Genomic DNA, 24,588 nt, shown 5'->3' with positions numbered 1-24,588 from the left:
CTGCAGTCGTTAGCATAATAAGGAGGTATTTAGAAGTAGTCAGGAATATCAAGTGATAGCGTGGCGAAAACATTTTTCTTCGAATAATACATGCAAATGCTGTCTTCATATTTTTGACTATCATTTGGTAGAACAACAAAACCTAATCTTTTGTAAAAGTCTATCCCAATATCACTATAAAGGAAAAAGTTATTACAGTTATCATCCTGTTCTAATTTATTTATTGTTTTATTGACCAAAGTAGTAGCATATCCGTTTTTTCTTAAATAAAAAGGAGTAACAATTGAACCAATACCTTTTACAACTTGTTTTCCAGAAAGATTTAGTTCATATACGACGAGGGAGCTTAATAATTGCTTTGTTCCTGTTGCTTCAAGAACGTACCATTTCCCCTTTTTATACTTACTAGAGTTTTCACACATAGTTATATATTCTTTAAATGGTAATTTATCTCCCCAAACATCATAGCCCATCTTATAAATTTCTATCATATCCTCTTTTGTTGCTTCCCTAATTTTTCTCAAAGTATATCTCCTTGTATTTATACGGTTTATATTTTCTTTTTGATTTTAAGGTTATTAAGACCTCTATTCTAATTGCACTAAACTGTATCTTAGCAACATAAAGAGTTCAACAGAAAGGGATATTAATCCTACTTGTAACAATGCTCTGTTAGTAGTGAATATATATATAATGACTTAGGCTTTAACTTAATAGAAGGATATGACCCTCCGAATTAAATATGATGGCATGAGAACCAAATCTAAAAGTATCATTAAAAGCCAAGTTTATCTCCCATCCTTAGATTATTTTGTTGCATTTTACTAGATAACTTATTCTCCGCCATTACTGTTTAATCCTCTGTTCAGCCATACTAACAAGCTTTATAAATACAATATGACCGTAAAATGTGAATATTTTATGTAAAATGATAAGTCTATTTTACTAGTAGAATTAAATTTAAAAGGATTTACATATTTTCATAAAATATATACATTTACATAATTTTGTATATTCTTTATAATGAAAGCGATACCAAAAGAAGGGGTGTTCTTATGAAAGCAGAAAAAGTCATCCATCAATATCAGAATTATCTTGGAAGTGGAATAAAACCTGCGAATTTTGATGAATTTTGGGATAAACAACTGGAAGAGCTTGAACGGCTTCCATTGGATTATGAATTAGAGAGAGTTGAAATTCCTTCCCGAGTCGCTGATTTTTATAATTTGTATTTTATTGGTGTTGAAGGAGCAAGGGTGAGATGCCAATATGTTTGTCCGAAACAAGTAAATGGAAAAATACCCGGAATGCTTATGTTCCATGGATATCATGGAGACAGTGGTGATTTTGGCGATAAAGTAAGCTGGGCTGCTGAAGGCTTTTCTGTCCTTGCTATGGATTGCCGCGGACAGGGCGGGCTTTCTGAGAACAACTCTAAAGTAAAAGGAACAACGATGAAGGGACTCATCATCCGCGGTGTCGAAGAAGGGCCGGAAAGTTTGTATTTCCGTTCTGTATTTCTTGATACTGTACAGGCTGCCAGAATTTTGATGTCGATGGATGAGGTCAATGAAGAGGAAATATATATTCAGGGTGCCTCACAGGGCGGAGCTCTATCATTGATTTGTGCAGCGTTGGAACCAAGAGTGAAAAAGGTTGTTGCGCAATATCCATTTTTAAGTGATTACCGTAAAGCTTTTGAATTTAATATTACTTCTTCTGCCTATGAGGAACTTCATTATTGGTTTCGTTTCCGTGATCCGATGCATGAGCGTGAAGATGAATTCTTCAACACTCTTGAATACATAGATTTGCAACACTTTGCACCGCGAATTAAGGCGGAAGTAAAATGGGCGATTGCCCTTGAGGATGATGTTTGTTATCCAGCCCAGCAATTTGCGGTCTACAATCAAATCACTTCGCCAAAGGAAATGATTATCTTTCCGGAATATGGTCACGAATATTTGCCGAAGCTTGGTGACCGCGTAAAGGGGTTCCTATTATATGAATAAATTGATTAAAGTAAATAAAAACAAGCTTGAGTTTCATCTATCAAACAGTAAAGTAAGTTATTTATTCCGCGTGATGGACCAAATCAATCAGCTGGAGCATTTATATTTTGGGAAAAGTATTCGTCATCAGGAAAACTTCGACTTTTTAATGGAAAGAGAAGTACGTCCATCGAATAATCAGTTTGAGGGTGATCATACTTCATCACTGGAACATATCAGACAAGAGTATCCTGGTTTTGGTACCTCGGATTTTCGCTACCCAGCACAGCAGGTTCGCTATCCAGCGGGTGACAGAATCAGTCGTTTTGAATATGCAGATTATCGAGTCATGGAAGGGAAACCAGTCCTTGCTGGTCTGCCGGCTACATATACGGAATCTCCTGAGGAGGCAGAGACGCTCGAAATTCTGCTGAAGGATGCGTATTCTGAGCTGACATTATATATATTCTATACGATTTATAAAGATCGGCCGGTTATTGCCAGAAGTGCTAAATTTACGAATAATGGTTCTGAAGACTACGAGCTTGAAACAGCGATGAGCTTAAGCATCGATTTTTCAGATGATAATTTTGAATTGATTCACTTAAATGGTGCCTGGACCCGCGAAAATCATCTTGAAAGGAAACCGGTTATAACAGGCGTCCAATCGATTTCCAGTACACGTGGAGCAAGCAGTCATGCTCATAACCCATTTATGGCGTTGGTTCTACCCGAGACAACGGAGCATGCCGGTGAGGCATATGGCTTCAGTTTAATTTACAGCGGTAATTTTCTCGCCCAGATTGAGGTGGATACATACAAAGTAACAAGAGCGATGATGGGCATTAATCCATTCCAATTCGCATGGAAGCTGAAGCAGGGTGAAAGTTTCCAAACACCAGAAGCCGTACTGGTTTATTCTGACTCTGGTTTAAACGAAATGAGTCAGGCATTGCACGACCTTTATCGTACTCGATTGGCGAGGGGAGTTTGGAGGGATAAAGAACGTCCGATTCTTATTAACAACTGGGAAGCGACCTATTTTGATTTTAATGAAGAAAAAATTCTTGAGATTGCACGTAGTGGTGCTGAGCTTGGAATGGAGCTGTTCGTCCTTGATGACGGCTGGTTTGGTCAGCGTAATGATGATAGCTCTTCATTAGGGGATTGGTTTGTTAATAGTGCTAAATTGCCTAATGGAATGAAGGGGTTATCAGAAAAGATACACGCCTTGGGATTAAAGTTTGGTCTATGGTTTGAACCGGAAATGGTCTGCAAGGATACTAAGCTATTTAAAGAACATCCAGACTGGCTAATCCAGGTTCCGGGCAAGAGACTATCTCACGGCCGAAATCAGTTTGTCCTGGACTTTTCCCGATCTGAAGTAGTCGAAAATGTATACGAACAAATGGATGCGATTCTATCAGACTGTCAAATTGACTACATCAAATGGGATATGAACCGCTATATATCAGAGGCCTATTCCATAGCATTGCCGGCGGATCAGCAAGGAGAGGTATGGCATCGTTACATTTTAGGTGTTTACTCCTTATACGAGAGGCTGATAGCGAAGTATCCTGATATATTATTCGAATCCTGTGCAGGCGGTGGAGGACGTTTCGATCCAGGGATGCTCTACTATGCACCTCAAGGCTGGGCAAGTGATGATACAGATGCAGTTGAACGGTTAAAAATTCAATATGGAACTTCATTCGTTTATCCATTATCCAGTATTGGCAGTCATGTATCTGCTGTTCCGAATCATCAGGTGGGAAGGACAACAAGCATGGAAATGCGCGCTAATGTTGCCTTCTTCGGTACATTTGGATATGAGCTGGATATTACCCTTCTATCGGAGGAGGAAAAGGACCAGATTAAGAAGGATATTACCTTTTTCAAGCAGCATCGCGCTTTGATCCAGCAAGGGACATTTTTCCGGTTATTAAGTCCGTTTACCAACAATGAAACGGCATGGATGGTTGTTTCAAAGGATCAAACGGAGGCGATTGTTGGCTATTATGAGGTTTTATCAAAGCCAAATCGTCCATATGAACGATTAAAGCTAAAAGGATTGGCAGAGGACAAAATGTACCAAATCAATGGAGACGGGAAAAGGTTTGGCGATGATTTAATGCAAATCGGTCTTCTTTTCGGAGAAAACTTTACCGGAAAAGCGGATGAATTTTGGTCCAGAGAGAAAACGAAGGATTACAATAGCAAACTATTTTATTTGAATTCAATAAACTAACTGTTTAGGAGAGAGGCAATCATGAAAAAGTTTCCGGATAATTTTTGGTGGGGTGCAGCTACCTCTGGTCCCCAAAGTGAAGGTAGATTTAATAAAAAACATGCAAATGTATTTGATTACTGGTACGAATTGGAACCCGAGGAGTTTTACAAACAGGTTGGACCTGATACCGCCTCCAATTTCTACAATAGTTATGTAAAAGATATTCAATTAATGAAGGAAATTGGTCTCAATTCTGTCCGGACCTCAATTCAATGGACAAGATTGATTGACGATTTTGAAACAGCGACTGTCAACGAGGATGGTGTTCGCTATTATAATGATGTGATTAATGAGTTCATTAAGCAAGGAATCACGCCTGTTATGGCACTCCACCATTTTGACCTTCCGGTTGAGCTATACAAGAAGTATGGCGGCTGGGAATCAAAGCATGTAGTTGACTTGTTTGCTAAGTTTGCGGGCAAATGCTTTGAGCTGTTTGGCGACCGCGTTAAGTACTGGTTTACTTTTAACGAGCCGATGGTCATTGTGGACGGCCAGTATTTATATCAATTCCATTATCCAAAGGTGGTTGATGGAAAAAAGGCAGTCCAAGTTGCGTATAACTTAAATCTGGCTTCCGCTAAAGCGATTAAGGTTTTCAGGGAGTTGGGTCTTCATAATCAGGGTGCAAAAATTGGAATCATTCTCAACCTGACTCCATCCTACCCGGCATCCAATAAGGAAGAAGACGTAAAAGCAGGGAAAATTGCGGATCTATGGCGCAATGAGATGTTCTTAAATGCGGCTATATATGGAGAATTCCCGGCACAATTGGTTGAGATTTTAACAAAAGATAAAGTGATTTGGGAATCAACGGAGGAAGAACTGGCGATTTTGAAGGCAAATACGATTGATACCCTTGGTGTTAATTTCTATCATCCGTCTCGCGTAAAGGCGCCGGATATCTCACCAAACAGTACAGCCGATTGGATGCCTGACCGTTATTATGATCATTATGATATGCCCGGCAGAAGGATGAATGTGGACAAAGGATGGGAGATCTATCCGAAGGCGTTGTATGATATCGCCATCAATATTCGTGATAATTATAAAAATATCGAGTGGTTTGTGTCTGAAAACGGAATGGGTGTTTCACGTGAGGAACGTTTCCTGAATGATGAAGGCATGATTGAGGATGATTATCGGATTGAATTCATCGAGGAGCATCTAGAATGGATCCATAAAGGAATAGAAGAAGGGTCAAATTGCTATGGTTATCATTTATGGACACCTATTGACTGCTGGTCATGGAAGAATGCGTACCGTAACCGTTATGGATTTATTTCGAATAACATCCATACGCAGGTGAAGACCATCAAGAAATCGGGTTATTGGATTAAAGAAGTTAGTGAAAATAATGGATTAAAGTAAGTGATTGATCAAGCACCTAATTTATATAGAATAACGGAACTGTTCTGCAAATTAGGTGAATATTTATTATTCCAAGGGAGCAGGAAGTGAAAATCATGTCATTACTTGTTTTTGATATTGGCGGTTCGGCTGTAAAGTATGCGGTTTGGGATAAGGAAGAAATAGTAGATAAAGGATCATTTATCACTCCATCTACATGGGAGGAAATGAAAACATCCTTATTGCAGGTTAAACAGAAATTTGCTAATCAGTTCATGATTGAGGGAGTTGCAATCAGTTCACCTGGAGCTGTCAATCAAAGAAGAGGAGTCGTGGAAGGAGCAAGTGCTGTTCCCTATCTTCATGACTTTGAGATTTACCCTGAGCTAACAGAGCTATTCGGTTGCCCCATTTCCATGGAAAATGATGCGAATTGTGCAGCGCTTGCAGAAGTTTGGAAGGGTGCAGCTAAGGGGCTGAAGGATATTATTTTTGTAGTAGTCGGCACAGGTATTGGCGGTTCCGTGATTGTCGACGGAAAGATTCATCATGGAAAACATCTTTTTGGCGGAGAATTTGGGTATATGCTCTTGAACCATGATGAGACCTTCAGTACATTAGCAAGCCCGGTCAAAATGGCTGTCCGCTATGCGAAACGGTTCAATCTGCCAAGCGGAAAAATTAGCGGAAAAGAAGTATTTGAACTGGCGGAGCAGGGTGACAAAATAGCAATAGAGGAAACAGAAAAGTTCTATTATAGCCTGGCACAAGGAATCTATAACTTACAGTACAGCTATGACCCTGAAAAAATTATTATTGGCGGGGGAGTCTCGGCTAAACCAGATTTGATTCCACAATTACATCGTAAATTTAAGGAAATATTAGATAAGGTACAAATTGCAAAAATTGTTCCAGACATTGCTATTTGCAAGTTTGAAAATGATGCCAATCTTATTGGAGCAGTATACAATTATCATCTAAATCACGGCGAAAGCAAATAACAAACAAATCCTGCATCTATACCATGCAGGATTTTTATTTGGCCCTGTTTATAAAGGTTATTGCGAAGGGTTAGTAAAGGAGAAATGTTTTTGGTCTCATTTGTTTATTCATGTCCATCTGATTGTTTAAGTGAAATGCTTCGCAAACACGTTCAAGTATACTTGATGACCTCAATTTAGTGCCTATGGTAAATAGGTTAATCAAAAATATTACTTATAAAGCGAATGATCATCCTTGGTATAAACATTAAAATCTCCCAAATTATTTCACCAATGATCTCAAACAGGGATTCTTTAAAAAAGCCGTTTCTATTTCTCCTTCTATGTCTCATCTTCTTTTAACTCCTAACTAAAAATGATTGATTTGGAGCAAAACATTTACCTTTAAACAAATTCTCTTTCATTTCTTAATCGAACAATTAGCTAGATGAAGAAATAGTCTTCCGCTGCTATCAAATAAAAGAGTAGTGCACAAATAAACCAAATTAAGTAGCCTCTACGATTTGTTTCTTTTACTAAATAATTTTCTATACCATTTAATAGGAAGCTAGTTCCAAGCATAAGATACATCCAATAAAATCGACTAGTATACAACACTGGAAACGAAGCAATACCCATGCCAATCCATACAGTAATTTGTGCATACATAAGAGGTTTAACTGGATGTTCAGCTTTTTCAAAGAACAAGCTTATAATATTTTTCATAATAGAATTCATATTTTTCCCCCATAGATCATTTCAGGAACTATCAGTTCTAAATTAACTTCACTGTAATAGTTTACCATTTTTTTAAGTTATACAACTATACTAATTGAGCTAATATTAATGAAGAGGGATAAAATAAGGCTCTGCTTAAACAGAGCCGTTTATTTATTCTGGTAGTCTTTTAATTAGCTCATAACACATGCGGCCGTTATGATAAAATCCTTTCCAGGAGTCAGCGATATTTTCAGGTGTTTGGTATTGATCATTTCTGAGTGAGGAGATTACCTCTCCGTGCTCATCTATCCTTGAGAACCATTCTCCTCCCGTACGAGGGTCGTGAATCTTTTTCTGAATATACGTCCAAGCACGTTCGCTGAGTTGGATAAATTGTTCATCTTTAGTAAGCTGATAAGCATTATAAAAGCCGATAACTGCCTCTGCCTGCGCCCACCAAATCCTTGTCTTATGTATGTTTCCCTCTTTTTTAGCATCATAGATAGATCCATCCGGATCAATGCCTTCAACTGCAACCTTGTAAGCAATCTGCTTATTCATTTCTACAATATCTGGCCGGTCAAGACCGGTTATATGTAGGGTTTCGGTTAAGAGCCAGCTCGTTTCGATATCATGGCCGTAGGAGTACGCCTCTTTTGTAGACTGCCAGTTTTCATCAAAAGCGACTCTGCAAACATGTTCTGTAGGGTGATAGATTTTTGAATAAAACAAATCCAACAGATAATTGATTTTGCTCAACAGCTGCCTATCAGGCCAAACACTATATAAATTTGTATAGGCTTCTAATAGGTGAAGATGACTGTTAGTAGTAAAAACAGCATTAGCACCTTCATTCAGCAGATGATGCTCGGTCTGTATCCAGTCCTGTGTAAATTCCTCTTTGTAACCTCCGTATGTAGTAGAAAAACATGTATCTTCAAGAAGATGAAAAAGATCAATGGCATAGGTTAAGGCTTCCTTATTGTCAGATGCCTTGACATATTCACTAAGTCCATAAATAGCAAAGCTTTGTGCATAGATGTGCTTGGTTGAGATGAGAGGCTGCCCAAGGTGATCGACAAGCCAATAGATTCCTTTATGTTCTTGGTCCCATAACGCATTAATCAAGAAATGGTAGGAATGCTCAGCGGCCCGCAAATATTTTTCATCTTTCGTGAGAAGGTAAGCGCCCGAGTAGCTCCACAGGTGACGTGCTCCTACCACACCTCCTTTAGGACTATCTTTGTGCATGGTTAAATTATAATCTAGAATTCCATATGATCCGCCATTATCATAATCTAATAGTTTCATCCAAAAGGGGAGAATTCTTTCGTTTAATTCCTTTTTAAATTCAATCTTTTCCAACTGGAACAGCCTCCTCATGTTCTTCGACAATATTTTGGATCCATTTCTTAGATAACGTTCGTTTTACACCGAGAAGAGCCCGAATGATTTCATGTGAGCTTGCAAGGGCATATATAGCAACTTAATATAGCGTCTGCTCTAGGTTTTCTTTGATCATTTTCCAGGAAATAAACTCCTTTTTAACAAGCAACATGAAAAGAAAACTTGTCTGGACGAAATCATATTCAAACTGGAGATGATTAATAACTGAATCGTGATTGGAATGGTGAAGTAAAGCATTTTACGGTAGTATTCTTGTTTATGATCCATATCTGCACGTACTTTCAATTTTTTAATTTTTCTTTACGAAAATAAATGGAAAATATATAATTAATTTACAACAAATGTATATACTTATCAATCTATTAATATTACTTTTTGTTACATTTTGTTAAATCATTTGAAAGGAGAATATGATGGATTTTATTAAGGGATTTAGCTTTGGTTATATGAGTAAGCGCGGAGAATGGGAGGATGTGAAGGCAAAACAGTCTTTAAAATCTTTAAAAGAAAGATGCGGAATTGATCATGTCGTTTTAACGGTTGTGGCAGAGCAAGATCGACCCCAGTCCACTGTAATTAACTGGAGGGAACATCCGAATGTGGTCAGTGATGAAGAAATCATCGAGATGGTCCATTTTGCACAATCACTGGGTTTAAAGGTTATTTTAAAACCGATGGTGAATGTTTCGGACGGGACATGGCGTGCCCATATTAATTTCTTTGATACCGATGTTCCGTGTGAGCCTAAATGGTCTGAATGGTTTGCCTCTTACAATGAATTCATTCTTCATTACGCGAAACTAGCTGAAGAAACGAAGTGTTCCATGTTTGTGGTCGGCTGTGAAATGGTCAATGCAGACCGCCGTGAAAAGGAATGGCGTGATTTAATAAATGAGGTCCGGAAGCTGTACAGTGGACTTGTTACTTATAATTGCGATAAGTACCAAGAAGATATTCTAAAATGGTGGGACGCTGTTGATGTGATCTCTTCTAGCGGTTATTATCCGATTGATAAATGGGAACAAGAGCTTGATCGTATTGAAAGCGTTGTCAAGAAACACGCTAAACCATTTTTCTTCTGTGAAGCCGGCTGTCCGAGCTGGGAGGGTGGAGATTTGCTCCCAAATGACTGGACATTAAGAGGGAAAGCAGATGTCAATGTCCAAAAAGAGTGGTACGAAAAGATGTTTAGCACAACGGTAAAGCGAGATTGGGTAAAAGGATTTGCCTTATGGGACTGGAAAGCTCATTTATATCCTATAGAAAAGGCAGATTCTGATCAGGACTATGCTGTCTATGGAAAGCCCGCAGAAAAAGTTATTTATCGATATTATAAGGAAATCTTTTAATTTACAAGACTGAAAGATTGTCTGTTTTGTTGATAAAAAGTTACAACATTTCAAAAGTATTACTTTTTTGTAATAAAAGACTATACAAACTAAAACATAGGATGCTACAATATTTTTGTAAGCGTTTACCAAATTATACTTTGGAGGGAACTGGAATGAAGAAATTATTCCGTATGGGGGTTGCCGCAAGTGCTCTGGCCCTTGCATTAACAGGTTGCAGTGATAAGAGCAATAGTGATTCCGATTCTAAAGAGTCAGGAAAAGAAACAATCACTTTTATCAACCACAAGACAGACTGGACAGGTAATGGGAAATGGGATGAATACATAGCAGAGTTTAATAAAAATCATCCCGATATAGAAGTAAAAGTGGAAACGATTACAGACTATGCCGGTCAAATGCAAATTAGGATGAACTCAGAAGACTACGGTGATGTGTTCATGATTCCAACAACGATTAAGCCTGAAGACAATGCAAACTTCCTTGAGCCGCTTGGTAAACAGGATGAATTATCAAAGAAATATATGCTTTTAAGTGACCGTTCTTATGAAGGTACTTCCTATGGTATTCCGATTGCAGTTAATACGACTGGTGTCATCCTTAACATGAAGGTATTTAAAGATGCAGGTATTGATACTGTTCCAACAACACCAGAAGATTTCGTAGCTGCATTAGAAACAATCAAGAAAAAGAACGCGGATGTAACTCCTTTATACACAAACTACGCTTCCGGCTGGACATTAACTAACTGGGACTTCATCCGTACAGGTGCTTCCGGTGATCCGGATGTTACGAATAAAATGGTGAAAGATAAAGACCCTTTTGCAGATGGTAAAGTAATGAACACAAGCTACAAACTTTTATATGATTTAGCGGAAAAAGGTTTAACTGAAGCTGATCCTTCCACAACTGATTGGGAACAATCCAAACAAGATTTGGCAGACGGAAAAATTGCTGTTATGGTTCTAGGCAGCTGGGCAATTGAACAAGTTCAAGCTCTTGCTGAAAATCCAGAAGATATTCAGTATGCAGCGTTCCCAATTACCGCACAAGATGGCAAACAGTATGCTGCGATTGGCGGAGACTACAATATCGGTATTAATGCGAACAGCAAACAAAAAGAAGCTGCTCGTAAGTTCGTAGACTGGTTTATTGATGAATCTAACTATACAAAAGATACAGGAGCCATCTCTCCTAAGGTTGGCGAAGAAATGCCAGCAGCTCTTAAAACGATGGAAACAGCTGGAGTAGAATTTATCCAGGCTAATCCATCACCTAAAGGAGAAGAATCTCTATTTAGTGACATCAACAACACATCTGAAATCGGTATTGATACAACAGAAGCAACGAAGCAACGTATTATCGATGCGGCAAAAGGCAATACAAAAGAATCCTTTGATGCCATTATGAAAGACTTGAACAAAAAATGGTCCAGTGCAATGGAAGAGGTTGGCAAGTAAGGAGAATCATCTTATTGAATATACTGGGGTGTTTGCAGAATTCATACTGTAACACCCCAGTTCCTCTAATACAGAAGGATTTGAAAAGTATCTTTGTCCATTAGGGCCAGCTAATGAGATAAGAGGAGTAAAAGCGATGAAAAAAATAAATTTGAGTTATAAGGCGCAGCGTCGTATTATCATTTTTCTGTTTTCAGCTTTACCTGTTTTTTTGCTTTTATTATTTTCTTATTATCCGCTAGTAAAAATGCTTCAATACAGTGTTACGGATTGGAATGGGATTAGTCCGACGAAGGAGAATGTTGGTCTCGCCAACTATTTAAAGGTCTTTACAAACCCAGAGTACTTTTCAGTATTTAAAGTCAGTCTCTACTATTTTGTAGCGACATTTATCCAACTGGGAATTGCTTTATACTTTGCCACGATCCTAACTTTCAAGGTGAAATTCGCAAACTTTTGGAAGGGTATTTTGTTTTTTCCGTACCTTTTAAATGGAGTGGCTATTGGGTTCATCTTCTTGTATTTCTTCAAAGCCGGAGGAACATTGGATACGGTCATGACTTTCCTTGGGTTAGATAGTCAAATCCAATTATGGCTTGGAGACCGTTCTATAAACAATATGTCCCTGGCGTTTACGTCGATTTGGAGATATATGGGGTTCAACTTCATCATATTCCTGGGAGCTATTCAGTCCATTGATCCTGAAATTTATGAAGCAGCGGAAATTGATGGTGCCAGCCGGTTCCAGCAATTTTTATACATTATTTTACCGAGTATCAAACAGATTGTGTTCCTGAATATCATTTTAGGAATAAGCGGTTCCCTAAGTGTATTCGATATCCCATACATTATGACGGGTGGATCAAATGGAACGAAAACCTTTGTCATTCAAACAATCGATACAGCCTTTAAGTACCAGAAGCTAGGACTGGCGTCTGCCATGGCCCTCATATTGTTAGTCATTGTCATCGTCGTGACATTAATTCAAAAATACATGACTAGAGAGAAAGAGGTGTGACCATGAAGGCAAATGTCAGTGTGACAGAACCAAAGATTCCAGCAAAGCAGGATCATGCATACAACATTAAGAAACTGCTTGGCGCCATTGTAAAATACGGCAGCTTACTGCTTGGAGTAGCGGTTGCTATTTTACCTGTATTGGTTGTGTTTATTGGATCATTCAAGTCAAAAGAGGAATTCCTGACAACTGGTGTTCTTGCTTTACCGGAACAATTTACGTTTGACAATTATACAAGAGCATTCATAGATGGCCAAATGACTGTTGGGTTTAAAAATACGCTTATCATCTTTATTGTTTCAATTGTAGGAAAACTCTTGCTTGGAACGATGATTGCATATGTTTTGAACCGATTTGATTTTAAATTGAAGAAACCTATTATGGGACTCTTCCTCCTTGCAACCCTGATTCCGGCAATCACTACACAGGTTGCAACATTCCAGATTATTGAAGGAATGGGCTTATTCAATACGATTTGGTCGGTTATTGTGCTGAATCTTGGCACAGACGTAATAGCTGTCTATGTATTCCTGCAGTACCTTAACAATATTCCAGTTTCATTGGATGAAGCAGCAATCATGGAAGGCGCATCTTACTTTCAAATTTACCGCAAGATTATCTTGCCTTTGCTCAAAGCTCCAATGATTACGATTCTTATTATTAGCGGTGTGGGAATCTACAATGACTTCTACAATCCATTCCTGTATATGCCGTCACCTGAATTGAAGGTTATTTCAACAGCGTTATTTGCCTTTAAAGGACCATATGGAACGGATTGGCCGGTCATTCTGGCGGGTGTTATTATCGTAATTACACCAATACTAATCGTCTTCCTGGCCCTTCAAAAGTATATTTATAACGGAGTTTCTGGTTCAGTAAAATAAGTATTTCAAGTCCATTATAGTAGAGGAAGAAAAAACTGCTTGAAAGGAAAGTCCTTCTTTTCAAGCAGCTCTTTTTATAAAGGTATTAGTTTGTCAGAATCTTAGGGATGAAGACAATTTTTTTGGTCGCAATGATTAATAGAGGCGGTGCCAAAAAAATAAAGGCGACTAAATTTACTTTGATTATCAATGTGAAAGCTAAGATCATCAGCAATATAACCAGGCTACGGAGTGGATGGCGAATGCAAGTATCAAAAGCCAGTGCATAGATCCATTTTGCGGAATGAGTATTCCGTTGATCATGAGCAAGGAAGTAAATGCTATAAATAGCAATGGTCCATAAAAGAAAAGTCCAGATCAAAATCGGTATTTGCAGCCATGTTAAGATAGGCAAGGCCTCGTGAAGCGGTGGATAGATAGACATCAGCGAAAGTCCGCTGAATAAAAATAATAGAAACGATAACCCTATATAACTTTTATTCTTATTATAGGATTCTTGAAAAGCTGAACGGATTGAATCATCTTCTTTCCGGTGAATGAGTTCAACAGCATGGATCAGTCCAACTGAAGCGGAAACAAATCCATAGATGATTCCACCTCTAACTATATAAAGCCAGAAATAATAGCTGGAAATAGTATATTGAGAGACGAAATCAATAAAAAGTTTTATCAGATTCTTCATGTTGGCCACCCTAACTTTTACAATATATTCTATATATACCTTTAAATGATTACAAATTCAAGGGAAAGTTATAATCATTTAAAGATATAAGTATAATCATATCTTCAAGCATGATTTGATATTTCGATGTAATACGTTATATGGAATAGAACAAAGAATCAGGGCATTGATTACTATAATTTGCATACCTTTACTTTTACACTATATTTTTCCTGTGATAGTATTTATGATTGACTTATAAGAAGCGTTTAGGAAGGTGTTAGGAATGAACAAGTACGAGGCCATTGCAAATGAAATGAGGCGAAGGGTAAAGAGTGATTATTACTCAAAGGACCAGCCGATTCCAGACGAATATACTCTTTCGAAAGAATTTGACAGCAGCAGGGTAACGATGAAAAAAGCTTTGAATATTCTTGTTACAGAGGGGCTTTTATATAGGAAAAGAGGACATGGTACCTTTATTATCGAGCCTCCATTTGATGACAATAAAGTGAATATCATCAGTGAAGAAAATATTGGACTATCCAATCTGGCCAATAATGATGAGGTAAAAAGCAAGGTAATTGCCTTTGAAATTCAATTTCCCTCTGAGCAAGTAGCCAGTAAACTAAGGATCAGCCTTGATACACCTGTCTATCATATTATTCGTCTCAGGATTGTAAATGATGAACCATATGTAATAGAAAAAACATACATGCCGGCTAATCTGGTTCCCGGTATTAATGATGAGGTTCTTCATTCTTCCATATATAAGCATATTAAAGAAACACTTGAATTAAAAATGGGTGGAGCACACCGTAAAATCAGAGCATGTAAATCAAATGAACTGGATCAAAAATACCTGGATTGCAGAGCTGACGATCCTATCTTGGAAGTCGAACAAGTTGCCTTTTTGATTACTGGTATACCATTTGAATACTCTTTCTCACGGCATCATCACGACAAGTTCGTCTTTACAACGGTAACGGTAAATCGATAGGAAACCGCATAATTTGGCTCAGAAAAAGAAAAGGTGACTCTAGAGAGAAGAGGGTCACCTTTTCTTATTGTAAGAATAACTTGAGTTGTACAAATCTTATTGGGGTGTCTTTATAGATATTAAGTTTACCTCCTATCAAAACTATTTTTAAAAGGAGGCAGAATACCTTATTGCTAGTAGGAAAACTGTAATTCTAAAGTGGGTGTCTATGGTTTATTTAATGAATGATTCAAACGATTAATTTCTCGCTTCCAAAATAGATACTGGAAGACCCAGAACATTAAATAAATGACCACAAAGATAAGGAAGTAAAGTGAAAATCCTATAAAGGAATGCTCCATCCAATGGGAGTAATAGGCGACAGGAAACATGGCGATGGTAACTAAGCAAAAGTGTAGAGTTGTTTGTTTTGTAAGACTCCAATTATCATGTTCAAAAATGATAGAGCCTGCAGCAAAAGCAACTCCTAATAATCCGCTTAAAATAAATTGCAGTAGATAGGCATTTAATTCTGTACCCATGGTCTCTATTAAGCTGGGTACTACAGCGTAAAACGTCCCATCCCCAATGCCAAGTGAAATGCAAAGGGTTATAAAGGTTGATATAAAAACGCCTAGCGGAAATCCTATTGCCCCTCTTACGATAATTGTCTTCATCTTCATCACCTCATATTCCTAAATGTTTTTTTATCTTATTAATATAACGCCTCGAGACATATGATTGATCGCCGGTATTGAATTTCAGAGTGATTGTTCCGCTTATGCTCATATCTAAGCTTTTAACTTTTTCAAAATTGACAATCTCAGAGTTTGAAATTCTGATGAATTGTTGGCGCGGGACCATTTCTTCTAATTGGTATAATCTTTGTCGTAAGCGCAATTTTTCATTATTTACTTGTGCATAAACATATTGACCTTCAGTATAAATCCGCAAGATATCGTCCATTTGTATCAAAAGAATTTCATCACCTTTATAACCCATCAGTGATTGGTATTCATTGCCTGAAAGTTTTTCAAGTAAACTTGAAATTTCATTTGTCATCTCACTAGCATGTATGACGATTTTGGGATCTTTACATTCACTATCTAACTGGATTTCTATCCTCATATTCCACCCCCACCCTTTTTTATGGATCTTTCTCCCTTTATTATAGGAAGCAATTGGATATAGTACTACAGCTTTTATATACCTGGTCAGATTTCTAATATATATGGGTGAAAATGAATAATAGCATGATAATCAGTGGAACCAATCCTTAGGGATTAAACCCGTGGCCAACTATGAGCCGAAGTTTAAGGGGGTGAACTTAAATGACCGAAAACCTACAAAGCAGGGGACAATCCTTTTTAATGAAGAAACAGTTAGTTAGGGTTAGATGGGAAGCAGAGATGCTATATTCAGCGTGAAAGATCTACAATTGATAATCTCCAGATGATACTCAAGAGAAATCGAATACACTCAGTTAAATTTGAATTGTTAACAGGAAGTAAAGGTGAACTTAAAGGTAAAATTAGCACAAGAAAAAGAGATTCATCAAAATTGACGAATCTCTTTTTCTATTACAGTGGATTTCTTTATTTTTTTCGGAAGAATGCTTTTCTAAATCCTTATTGAAACGCGTAACTGATACCGATTAATCCGTTTTATCTTTTAAAGGCTTCATTCTAATTGATGCGATAACGAGTACGACAATTAAAATCATACCGAGATATCCAAACAGTGGGTAGAAAAAGGAAACTAACTGCTTGAATCCAAAGAAGCTTGCAGCAAAAGCGACGAGTACAGAAATAACCACGAACCAATTGTATTTTTTCGTTTTCGGGGTAAAGAAGCGTGTACCAAACGAAAAGAACATACTAACAGCTGAATTAAAAATCATGCCGAATAGAATGATGGAATAGAGAACTCCAAAAAGTGGTGATATTTGATTGGCCAGCCCTAGTGAGGGCATGTCCAAGTGCCCTACCTTATCAACTTGTGCAAAGATGGCTAGATGATGCAGGACAATTAAAATTCCTACACCTATACCTCCCGCCAGTCCTCCGATCGAAGCAATTTTCTCCTTGGGTTCATCGCCGCCCATTACCAGAGTCATGGATGCTCCCATTGCGATTGCAAGTGAAACATAATTAATAATAGAACTCAGCCAATGATTTGTAGCCGAAGACTGTTCGTTCGCTATAGAGTCAAGCTCAAAGAAAGAATATTCCATGGTCACCATACTATGTATAAATAATACGACCACTCCCAATATGAGAAAAGGGGTTATCATAGCAATAACTTTTACAACCCGGTCTACGTCGGAAAGGATTGTGATTAAAATGAGAATCGTCATGATAATGATGCCAACGAAACTTGGCAACCCAAACTGCTGATTGAAAATAGACCCTGAACCAGAAATCATGACAATTCCAATTCCAAAAAGGATAAATACGAGGATAGAATCGATGAGAACGCCGAGGTAACGTCCACTGATTTTATAAATAACTTCCTTATGTGAGTCTGTCTGAAGCCGGCTGCCCAGCTTAGTTAAAACCATTCCCAAATATCCGAACAATAGGATCGAGAGAAAGGCTCCAATCGTTCCCTTCATTCCAAAACTAGTAAAATACTGTAAAATTTCTTGTCCTGATGCAAAACCGGCACCTATGATAATTCCCATAAATGCACTGGCTATTTTAATAATATTCTTCATGTCTCCTCCATTCGTAGTATTATAAAGAATTTGAGGCACGGTTCAGCCACTGCTTCTGAACCGGAATAGTCCTCAATAGAATTATTTTCCCTATATAAATAGTGTTAAACAAAAAATATGAAATAGAATAATTTGTTTGTGAGAAAAGAGACAGCAGTGTACAGGAAATAATTAAGCTTTTTATAAGATGGGAGGTTAGTGCAAGAAGGATATTAGGAGCGAAAAAAAGAATAGATTATGCAATACATAATTCCATGCAAATTAAAGGAGTGAGTAGTTGATGAATATTCGTATTTTAGAAGAGTCCGATGCTCATTTATATCAGAAAGTGCGATTGAATGCATTGAAAATGAACCCGGAAGCATTCGGTTCAACCTATGAGAGAGAGGTGGGATATTCTTTAGACATGGTAAAGGAACGAATAAAACCAACAATGGACAAGTATATTGTAGGTGCCTTTGATAATCGAAAATCTTTAGTTGGCATTGTTACCTTTATACGTGAAGACAATCTCAAAACCAGGCATAAAGGAAATGTTTATGGAATGTACATAGCTCCAGGCAATCGAGGTCAGGGTTTAGGAAAGTTATTGATGAATGAACTTATCAGTAAAGCGAAGAACTCTGAGGGATTGGAGCAAATCAATTTAACTGTTGTATCTGATAATCACTATGCAAAGAAATTATATAAGTCGTTGGGATTTGAGGTCTATGGTATAGAAAGAAATGCCTTAAAGTTTAATGGCCGATATTATGATGAGGATTTGATGGTACTAAAATTAGCAGTGAAATAGAGATATCTTTATGATGACTTTTCTTTATGGAAATAAGAAGGAAAGCTTATGGATTATGCTATTGGTCAATGAAATCAAATTGGTTAAGCAGCATTATGGTCTTATAGTGAACATAAGTTAAGAATAAAATTGAACTATCAAAATCCAGTTTGTAAATTATTCCACAGATTTTAAAATCGAAGGTAATAAATTAATCATAGATTTAGATAAGGTGTAGGGCAGGGAAGAAGGATTTAATAATACATTAATAGAAAATATTTTATACAGGTTAGTTAACAAGATGGTTTTCCAATTTAAGGCGGTGAGGTTATGAATGATAAAACTCTTAAAAGCAGTAATGATTTTGAACATTTGGTTAGGCTGATTGATTCAGTTCCTCAAAAACAATCAACTTTGTTAATTGGGATAGATGGCTGTGGAGGTTCTGGGAAAAGCACACTCGCTGATAAGTTAAAAGGGAGATTATTAAATACAACTATTGTGCATATGGATGATTTTTATTTACCCTCTTCTCGAATTCTAAAAACACTTCCAAAGAACAAGCCTATAGGTGCAGATTATGATAGGAGGCGTATTTTAAATCAGGTTCTTGAACCCATAGCTCAAAATAAAGAAGGACATTATCAGCGATATGATTGGGTAATGGATGGTTTAGCGGAGTGGCATACTGTTCCAGTTGGAGGAATTGTCATAATAGAAGGTGTTTACGCAATATGTCAGGAATTTTTTAATAAATATGATTTTACGATATGGGTTGAATGTCCACGAGAAACAAGGCTTTCACGAGGTCTTGAAAGAGACGGAGAAACAGCACGTGATAGGTGGGAAAATAATTGGATGCTATCAGAAGACGTTTATGTTGAAACCTATAAACCTTTTGAAAAAGCTAACTTAATAGTAAGTGGTATTGAATAAATATACTAACATCAGGATAACAGATTTTTATCTTTTCTAAAAGAAGGGTAAATATTAAGCAATCGATTCCAGAGGAATTTAAAACTGAAAAATGGTATAAGGATAGAATTTGATTTCATCAGTACAATTTCTATTATGCTAATTGGCTAAGAAGAATTAATGTCTTTTTGTGTTGAATTTCTTATTGGAATACAGGAGCAGGCTAACGGAATAAAAGTGGTGAAAGGAGGAATCAATTTGAAAAAGAAAAAAAGACTTTTAGTAGTCGGCTTGCTGGTATTATTAGTGATAATAATATTTCCGCCTATATTAGGACAATTGGTACACAATAATGATTCGCCAAAATCTGCAATAAGAGATGAAATACAATGAGACGAAGCTATTAACAGATTTTTAAATTATATCAAGTTATGAATAAATGTAATTAAGCAACCAGGGGTATTGATCAAAGAAGGATTAATGCCTTTTTGTGTTGAATTTCTCATGGGAGTAATGGGCCAGATTAGTTCGAGAGTGTTGCTTAACTATTACTCAACAATCGGTCATTTAATGGAATGAGGTTGAGTGAATCATATCGAAAAATGTTCATTGTAACGTTGATTTTAATTCACTAACATTAAGAAACTGCAAATATAGAACTTGGTTATTACATAGCCTATAACAATACACCATTAATAGAAAAGGGGCATTCAATTGAGTTCTTTTAAATTTAGTATTAGTCGGTTGCTTATGTACTTTGTACTTGTATCATTATTTCTCTTTGCTTCGGGTAATGTAGGACAATATTTGACTAAAACTCAAGGTATGGATCGACAAAATAGTATGCTTTTACAAGGAGTAATCTTTAGCGGGCTAACGCTTTTTGTACTATATATATTTAAAAGAAAACAACCGGACTTGTTTAAAAATATTGGCTTAAAGGGTGTAAATTCACCATCTAGATTGATGGTCGGAATCGCGTTGCCTTTTATATTAGTCATAACAGGGATTTTAACAGCTTATTTATTTGGTGGTATAGAAAATGTCAGCTTAAACCTGACAGCCACAGTTATAATTTCCATTTTAATTAATACAGCAACAGCATTTATGTATGAAGCATTTCCAGAAGAAGTCTTTATCCGTGGACTAATATTTGAAGAACTGCATAAGAAATTCCGCTTCATCATCTCATTGATTTTACAGCCGCTAATCTTCATTTGTGTACCGGTTACGGTGATGGCATTAGAGTCAATATTCTTTAGTAAACCATTTATAATAACTATAGATTATATTATATTGCTCTTTACATTTGGAATTGCTCTACAGTTATATAGAAGGTATACAGGAACAATATGGATGAGTATGATCTTCCATGTCGTTTATCTTGAAGTGGCTAGATATATATCCATGGGAGGTATGTATGACCAAGACGTCGCTCTTTTAATATTCGATGAGACATTTAGTGGATTCATGACTCTATACTTATCATTTCTGTTTATAGTGGTATTTAGTGTAGTGGTGTTATCATTTTTATTACTAATTGATAAAAGAAAAAATACGCTATAAATATATTCACTTTTTTATAGCTGAAAATTCATATTAAAAGTTTCGTTAGTAGAAGTATTATACTTAAATAAACAGGGGCATTTATCAAAGAAAGATTAATGCCTTTTTGTGTTGAATTTCTTATAGCAGAAACGGGACAGGTTAGCGGAAGAAGGATTTCAAACAACCAGTAGAGAATAGTAATAAAGGTTTTCATAAAATCAAGGAGATGGTTCATTTGGAGAAACTTGAAAACTTAATTACTTGGGTAGATGAAATAAAGAAAAAAAACGGAAGCAGTGCCTCCTCATTATATATTCTAAAAGATAACGAAGTAATATTGGAACACTATGATGGTTATCATTCTAATTCTCCTGACTCGGCTCCAATCACCCAAGTTTCTCAATTTAATGTTGCTTCTGCCAGAAAGAGCTACCTTGGTTTAGTCGTTTCATATGCTCTTTATGAAGGGAAAATCAAAAGCCTTGATGACTACGCAATTGATTATTTCAGGGAAATGGATGAACAATTGCTAGGAAAAACAACAATAAGGCATTTAGTCACTCACTCCCATGGGTTACATGAAAAAGAAGATGGCACTATTTTTCGAGAGTTTGAACCAGGTCAAGGTTGGGCTTATAGAGGAATCAATGTGTTAATGATGACTCGGCTGGTAAATCGTCTATTTAAAATGAGCTTTCCAGACCTTTTAGAAGAACGGGTATTTTCACCTTTAGGTTTTAAAGAAACAGCCTGGCAAACGAAAGAGAATGAATTATTAGTTAAACAAATTGATAATCCAGATTCGGAGGGTTCATTCCATCTGGGAAATTATAGTGATGGAACGGAGTCAAACTTACATACTTCTGCTAGGGAATTTGCAGAATGGGGTAATCTTCATTTAAACAGAGGGTTTGCAAAAGGGAAACAAATTGTTCCAAGTGAAGTAATTGAAATTGCCACACAAGTCCAAAGTCCTTTTTACAAAGATCGTAAACTTCCTCAAAATGGTTTGTTTTGGTATGTGCAAGGTATTCCAGCTGCCCATAGTGAGCTCGGTGATCGGGTTCCAGAAGGATCTTATCAAATATTGGGGATAACAGGTCCAACTGTCCTTATCATTCCTGAATACAGAGTGGTCGTTGCAAAGATGTATAACAAACGATATAACTATGGCGGAGACGACTACCTTTACTACCTCAGAGAATTTAGTAATATAGTTGCTGATACTTTTCGGAAGTAAGGAACGGTAAGGGTTTCGCTCAATATATCGGAGGATTAATGCTTCTATATATTGAACTTCTTATTAATAGAAACAGGCAGGTTAGCCTGAACCATTTGTAAAATAGTTATAGGTATATCCGCTAATCCAATTTATCCCAAGGTCCTTTTTCGTTACTTAACTCAACAAAAAAAGGAAACAACAAAATGAAAATAAAGCCAGGGCCATAATTGCTCATAAACTGGAATGATTTTGCTTTCATATATTGTAATCTATTACAATGAGGACAGTTCTTACCATCAAAGGGTCTATTGATAATTGACCAAATTATTTTAGCTTGCAATTTTTTATTACAATTAGCACAGCGTGTCATTTTGTCACTCCCTTTTATTAGAAATACGTGGAAAATTAGCTTAAGTTTCAAAATATAAAATGTAATTCATATTTGGAGTGAACTTTTTTATGAACTTAATGGGGGAGTTTAGCTTGTTAAGGAATGTATGACAGAAACTCAGACCTAGGGGCATCGATAGATGATTAAAGTTAAGTTGTTTTTCTACTACTTTTTAGGATTATTAGTCTTAAAAACGAGCGAACTAATTCATTATACTAATCCACATAGTATTGCTTGGTTCATTTTAATGATTTCATTCATTATTATAATAGCCGATAAAATATATGAATTAGCAAAGCTAATAGAACCGTCAGTGAAGTTCACATTTATAGCTGTGATATCAGCGATTATATTTTCAAACCTAGTCTTTTATATCGAAAATTTATTATCATTTTTTGATATGAAATAATTGAGGTGTGGTTCCAAAAAGGATTAATGCCTTTTTATTTTGAACTTCGTTAATGAAGTAAAGTGGTGGGTGCGGAAGAGTGGCATTTAACTTGTGTTCAATAATCGGGACATTTAGCGGAGTAAGTATCTAAAATGTATTGAGAAAATTTTATAGAGAAATAGGTGTTTTGTTGCAACTACGGAAAAGTTAGATTAAGTTTAAGATATATTTAAATGCATTTGAAAAAAATAAGAGGTGAATTTTTATGAGTTGGAAACTCAAAAAATTTGATGAGTTAACAAATATTGAACTATATAATATTTTAAAAGAAAGAACTTTAGTTTTTGTGGTGGAACAAAATTGTCCTTATCCTGAAGTTGATGGTAAAGATCCTTTTTCATATCATCTTTTTAAAGAAGACAATGGAGAAATCGTTGCATATTTAAGAATTGTACCCGCAGGTATTGCTTATCAAGAAACTTCTATTGGAAGAGTTATTGTAAAGAAAGAATACAGAGGAGAAGGGATTGCAGGGGAACTTTTAAAGAAAGGACTAGATTTTATCCAAAACGAATTAAAAGAAACAAAGGTTAAAATTCAAGCCCAAGATTATTTAAGAAAATTCTATACTTCCTTTGGTTTTCAACCTATATCCGAAACATATTTAGAGGATAATATCCCTCACGTCGATATGATATTACAAAAATAACACACTCGTTATTACCCGGCTAGGGATTGGAGTTATATCAAGGTATAGAAGAGATTGAAAAAGATTACATTTCAACAAACAGAAGCATTGATCTAAGAAGGATTAATGCCTTTTTGTGTTGAATTTCTTATAGAAGTAAAAGGGCAGACTAGCTTAATTAAGATTCGGTCTGGTTTTACAAAATGTTACAAATGAACTAGGTTTTTTGAAGAAGTTAATTATTTTGGTTGGGAGGATATTGAATTAATGAGTAATTGGCTATACATACTTTATGCTGTAATTTTAGGAATACTATCTTGGTTTACGGGGGAAGTAGTAACATTTGTTATGTTAGGGGTTATTCTTATTGCTTTAAATAACATAAATTCAACTCTTAAAAAGATTTATCTTCAAAATAATGTGAGAAGCAATAACGAAGATAATTAGATTTGATAATATTTTTTTTATAAACGGGGCTTTGATCTAAGAAGGCTTAATGTCCTTTTCTACTGAACTTCTTATGGAAGTAAAGGGGACAAAGTTCATATCCTGAATTAATAAATAGGATTTTCGTATTATAAAGATAATTCATTTAATATACTGTTAAGATAAAGATAGGAGATGTTTGTGTGAAAGACGTTAAATTAGTAAGATCCCGCTCTAACAAAGTATTATCGGGTATATTTGGAGGTTTAGCACCGATTTTAAAAATCGATGTAACCATCCTGCGGCTTGCATTTGCTTTCCTCTGTATATTTTCAGGTGCATTTCCTGGATTAATTATTTACTTAGTGGCGAGTGTAATTATTCCATTGGAAGATGAAGAATGGCCAAATTCTAAATAAAAAATCATAAT

General features: G+C 36.3%; 24 protein-coding genes. 17 read left to right on the top strand and 7 right to left on the bottom strand.

The annotated features are described in order from the left end of the window. Positions 1 to 29 precede the first annotated feature (29 nt). Positions 30 to 524, bottom strand: a complete 495-nt coding sequence (locus A8L44_RS09115) for a GNAT family N-acetyltransferase (protein ID WP_077248051.1) — start codon at positions 522 to 524, stop codon at positions 30 to 32. A gap of 531 nt (positions 525 to 1,055) precedes the next feature. Here A8L44_RS09115 and A8L44_RS09110 point away from each other — a divergent pair. The 4 genes from A8L44_RS09110 (at position 1,056) to A8L44_RS09095 (ending at position 6,632) form a co-directional block, all read left to right on the top strand. After that, positions 1,056 to 2,012 carry an acetylxylan esterase gene (locus A8L44_RS09110; RefSeq protein ID WP_066104581.1) on the top strand — a complete coding sequence of 319 codons (957 nt, stop codon included), beginning with the start codon at positions 1,056 to 1,058 and terminating at the stop codon, positions 2,010 to 2,012. After that, positions 2,005 to 4,239: an alpha-galactosidase gene (locus A8L44_RS09105; protein WP_066104576.1), complete on the top strand. Its 2,235-nt coding sequence runs from the start codon at positions 2,005 to 2,007 to the stop codon at positions 4,237 to 4,239. Before A8L44_RS09110 ends, A8L44_RS09105 begins: the two co-directional genes overlap by 8 nt. Positions 4,240 to 4,260: 21 nt before the next feature. Beyond that, on the top strand, positions 4,261 to 5,652 hold the full coding sequence (locus A8L44_RS09100) for a glycoside hydrolase family 1 protein (RefSeq protein WP_066104572.1): 1,392 nt from the start codon (positions 4,261 to 4,263) through the stop codon (positions 5,650 to 5,652). Between the two features lie 95 nt (positions 5,653 to 5,747). Continuing rightward, positions 5,748 to 6,632 (top strand): ROK family protein, encoded by an 885-nt coding sequence (locus tag A8L44_RS09095; RefSeq protein WP_066104569.1) that lies wholly within the window; start codon positions 5,748 to 5,750, stop codon positions 6,630 to 6,632. Between the two features lie 423 nt (positions 6,633 to 7,055). Here the strand turns inward: A8L44_RS09095 and A8L44_RS09090 are convergent, their stop codons facing one another. Both A8L44_RS09090 and A8L44_RS09085 read right to left on the bottom strand, forming a co-directional pair. Then, complete coding sequence (locus tag A8L44_RS09090) at positions 7,056 to 7,349, bottom strand: hypothetical protein (protein WP_066104564.1); 294 nt, start codon at positions 7,347 to 7,349, stop codon at positions 7,056 to 7,058. A 153-nt stretch (positions 7,350 to 7,502) separates the two neighbouring features. After that, entirely contained in the window at positions 7,503 to 8,696 is a 1,194-nt protein-coding gene (locus A8L44_RS09085; protein ID WP_066104561.1) for an AGE family epimerase/isomerase, read from the bottom strand. A gap of 455 nt (positions 8,697 to 9,151) precedes the next feature. On the opposite strand from A8L44_RS09085, the gene A8L44_RS09080 reads away from it, so the two are divergent. From A8L44_RS09080 to A8L44_RS09065, 4 genes are all read left to right on the top strand, one after another. Next, positions 9,152 to 10,087, top strand: coding sequence for a glycoside hydrolase family 113 (locus A8L44_RS09080; RefSeq protein ID WP_066104558.1), 936 nt, complete (start codon positions 9,152 to 9,154; stop codon positions 10,085 to 10,087). A gap of 155 nt (positions 10,088 to 10,242) precedes the next feature. After that, complete coding sequence (locus A8L44_RS09075) at positions 10,243 to 11,547, top strand: ABC transporter substrate-binding protein (RefSeq protein ID WP_066104555.1); 1,305 nt, start codon at positions 10,243 to 10,245, stop codon at positions 11,545 to 11,547. A 136-nt stretch (positions 11,548 to 11,683) separates the two neighbouring features. After that, on the top strand, positions 11,684 to 12,565 hold the full coding sequence (locus A8L44_RS09070) for a carbohydrate ABC transporter permease (RefSeq protein WP_066104552.1): 882 nt from the start codon (positions 11,684 to 11,686) through the stop codon (positions 12,563 to 12,565). A gap of 2 nt (positions 12,566 to 12,567) precedes the next feature. After that, positions 12,568 to 13,449 carry a carbohydrate ABC transporter permease gene (locus A8L44_RS09065; RefSeq protein WP_139063833.1) on the top strand — a complete coding sequence of 294 codons (882 nt, stop codon included), beginning with the start codon at positions 12,568 to 12,570 and terminating at the stop codon, positions 13,447 to 13,449. Between the two features lie 85 nt (positions 13,450 to 13,534). On the opposite strand, the gene A8L44_RS09060 is transcribed toward A8L44_RS09065, so the two are convergent. Beyond that, positions 13,535 to 14,131, bottom strand: a complete 597-nt coding sequence (locus tag A8L44_RS09060; protein ID WP_066104549.1) for a hypothetical protein — start codon at positions 14,129 to 14,131, stop codon at positions 13,535 to 13,537. A gap of 265 nt (positions 14,132 to 14,396) precedes the next feature. Between A8L44_RS09060 and A8L44_RS09055 the strand changes: the two genes are divergently transcribed. Continuing rightward, a complete protein-coding gene (locus A8L44_RS09055) occupies positions 14,397 to 15,110 on the top strand; it encodes a GntR family transcriptional regulator (RefSeq protein ID WP_066104544.1) in 714 nt (237 codons plus the stop codon). A gap of 206 nt (positions 15,111 to 15,316) precedes the next feature. Here A8L44_RS09055 and A8L44_RS09050 read toward each other — a convergent pair whose 3' ends face one another. The 3 genes from A8L44_RS09050 to A8L44_RS09040 all read right to left on the bottom strand — a co-directional run bounded on the left by A8L44_RS09050 (position 15,317) and on the right by A8L44_RS09040 (position 17,805). Then, positions 15,317 to 15,766 carry a DUF3021 domain-containing protein gene (locus tag A8L44_RS09050; RefSeq protein ID WP_225983598.1) on the bottom strand — a complete coding sequence of 150 codons (450 nt, stop codon included), beginning with the start codon at positions 15,764 to 15,766 and terminating at the stop codon, positions 15,317 to 15,319. Positions 15,767 to 15,776: 10 nt separating this feature from the next. After that, positions 15,777 to 16,217, bottom strand: coding sequence for a LytTR family DNA-binding domain-containing protein (locus A8L44_RS09045; protein WP_066104538.1), 441 nt, complete (start codon positions 16,215 to 16,217; stop codon positions 15,777 to 15,779). 526 nt (positions 16,218 to 16,743) lie between these two features. Continuing rightward, entirely contained in the window at positions 16,744 to 17,805 is a 1,062-nt protein-coding gene (locus tag A8L44_RS09040; protein ID WP_066104535.1) for a YkvI family membrane protein, read from the bottom strand. A 280-nt stretch (positions 17,806 to 18,085) separates the two neighbouring features. Here A8L44_RS09040 and A8L44_RS09035 point away from each other — a divergent pair, with 280 nt between their 5' ends. The 8 genes from A8L44_RS09035 (at position 18,086) to A8L44_RS08990 (ending at position 24,577) form a co-directional block, all read left to right on the top strand. Beyond that, a complete protein-coding gene (locus tag A8L44_RS09035; RefSeq protein ID WP_066104534.1) occupies positions 18,086 to 18,598 on the top strand; it encodes a GNAT family N-acetyltransferase in 513 nt (170 codons plus the stop codon). A 309-nt stretch (positions 18,599 to 18,907) separates the two neighbouring features. Further along, on the top strand, positions 18,908 to 19,513 hold the full coding sequence (locus A8L44_RS09030; RefSeq protein WP_066104531.1) for a uridine kinase family protein: 606 nt from the start codon (positions 18,908 to 18,910) through the stop codon (positions 19,511 to 19,513). 237 nt (positions 19,514 to 19,750) lie between these two features. After that, positions 19,751 to 19,885, top strand: coding sequence for a hypothetical protein (locus tag A8L44_RS19350; protein WP_258188245.1), 135 nt, complete (start codon positions 19,751 to 19,753; stop codon positions 19,883 to 19,885). 321 nt (positions 19,886 to 20,206) lie between these two features. Continuing rightward, complete coding sequence (locus A8L44_RS09020; protein WP_066104527.1) at positions 20,207 to 21,058, top strand: CPBP family intramembrane glutamic endopeptidase; 852 nt, start codon at positions 20,207 to 20,209, stop codon at positions 21,056 to 21,058. Positions 21,059 to 21,275: 217 nt separating this feature from the next. Further along, on the top strand, positions 21,276 to 22,280 hold the full coding sequence (locus A8L44_RS09015; RefSeq protein ID WP_066104524.1) for a serine hydrolase domain-containing protein: 1,005 nt from the start codon (positions 21,276 to 21,278) through the stop codon (positions 22,278 to 22,280). Between the two features lie 1,029 nt (positions 22,281 to 23,309). Next, a complete protein-coding gene (locus tag A8L44_RS09000; protein WP_066104516.1) occupies positions 23,310 to 23,753 on the top strand; it encodes a GNAT family N-acetyltransferase in 444 nt (147 codons plus the stop codon). Between the two features lie 246 nt (positions 23,754 to 23,999). Continuing rightward, on the top strand, positions 24,000 to 24,179 hold the full coding sequence (locus A8L44_RS08995) for a hypothetical protein (protein ID WP_066104513.1): 180 nt from the start codon (positions 24,000 to 24,002) through the stop codon (positions 24,177 to 24,179). Positions 24,180 to 24,361: 182 nt separating this feature from the next. Continuing rightward, entirely contained in the window at positions 24,362 to 24,577 is a 216-nt protein-coding gene (locus tag A8L44_RS08990; protein WP_066104510.1) for a PspC domain-containing protein, read from the top strand. Positions 24,578 to 24,588: the final 11 nt, after the last annotated feature.

The organism is Bacillus sp. FJAT-27986, from assembly GCF_001685035.1.
GTDB lineage: Bacteria > Bacillota > Bacilli > Bacillales > Pradoshiaceae > Pradoshia.
The sequence above is the reverse complement of the archived record's forward strand: the minus strand, read 5'-3'. Positions and strand labels throughout refer to the sequence as shown.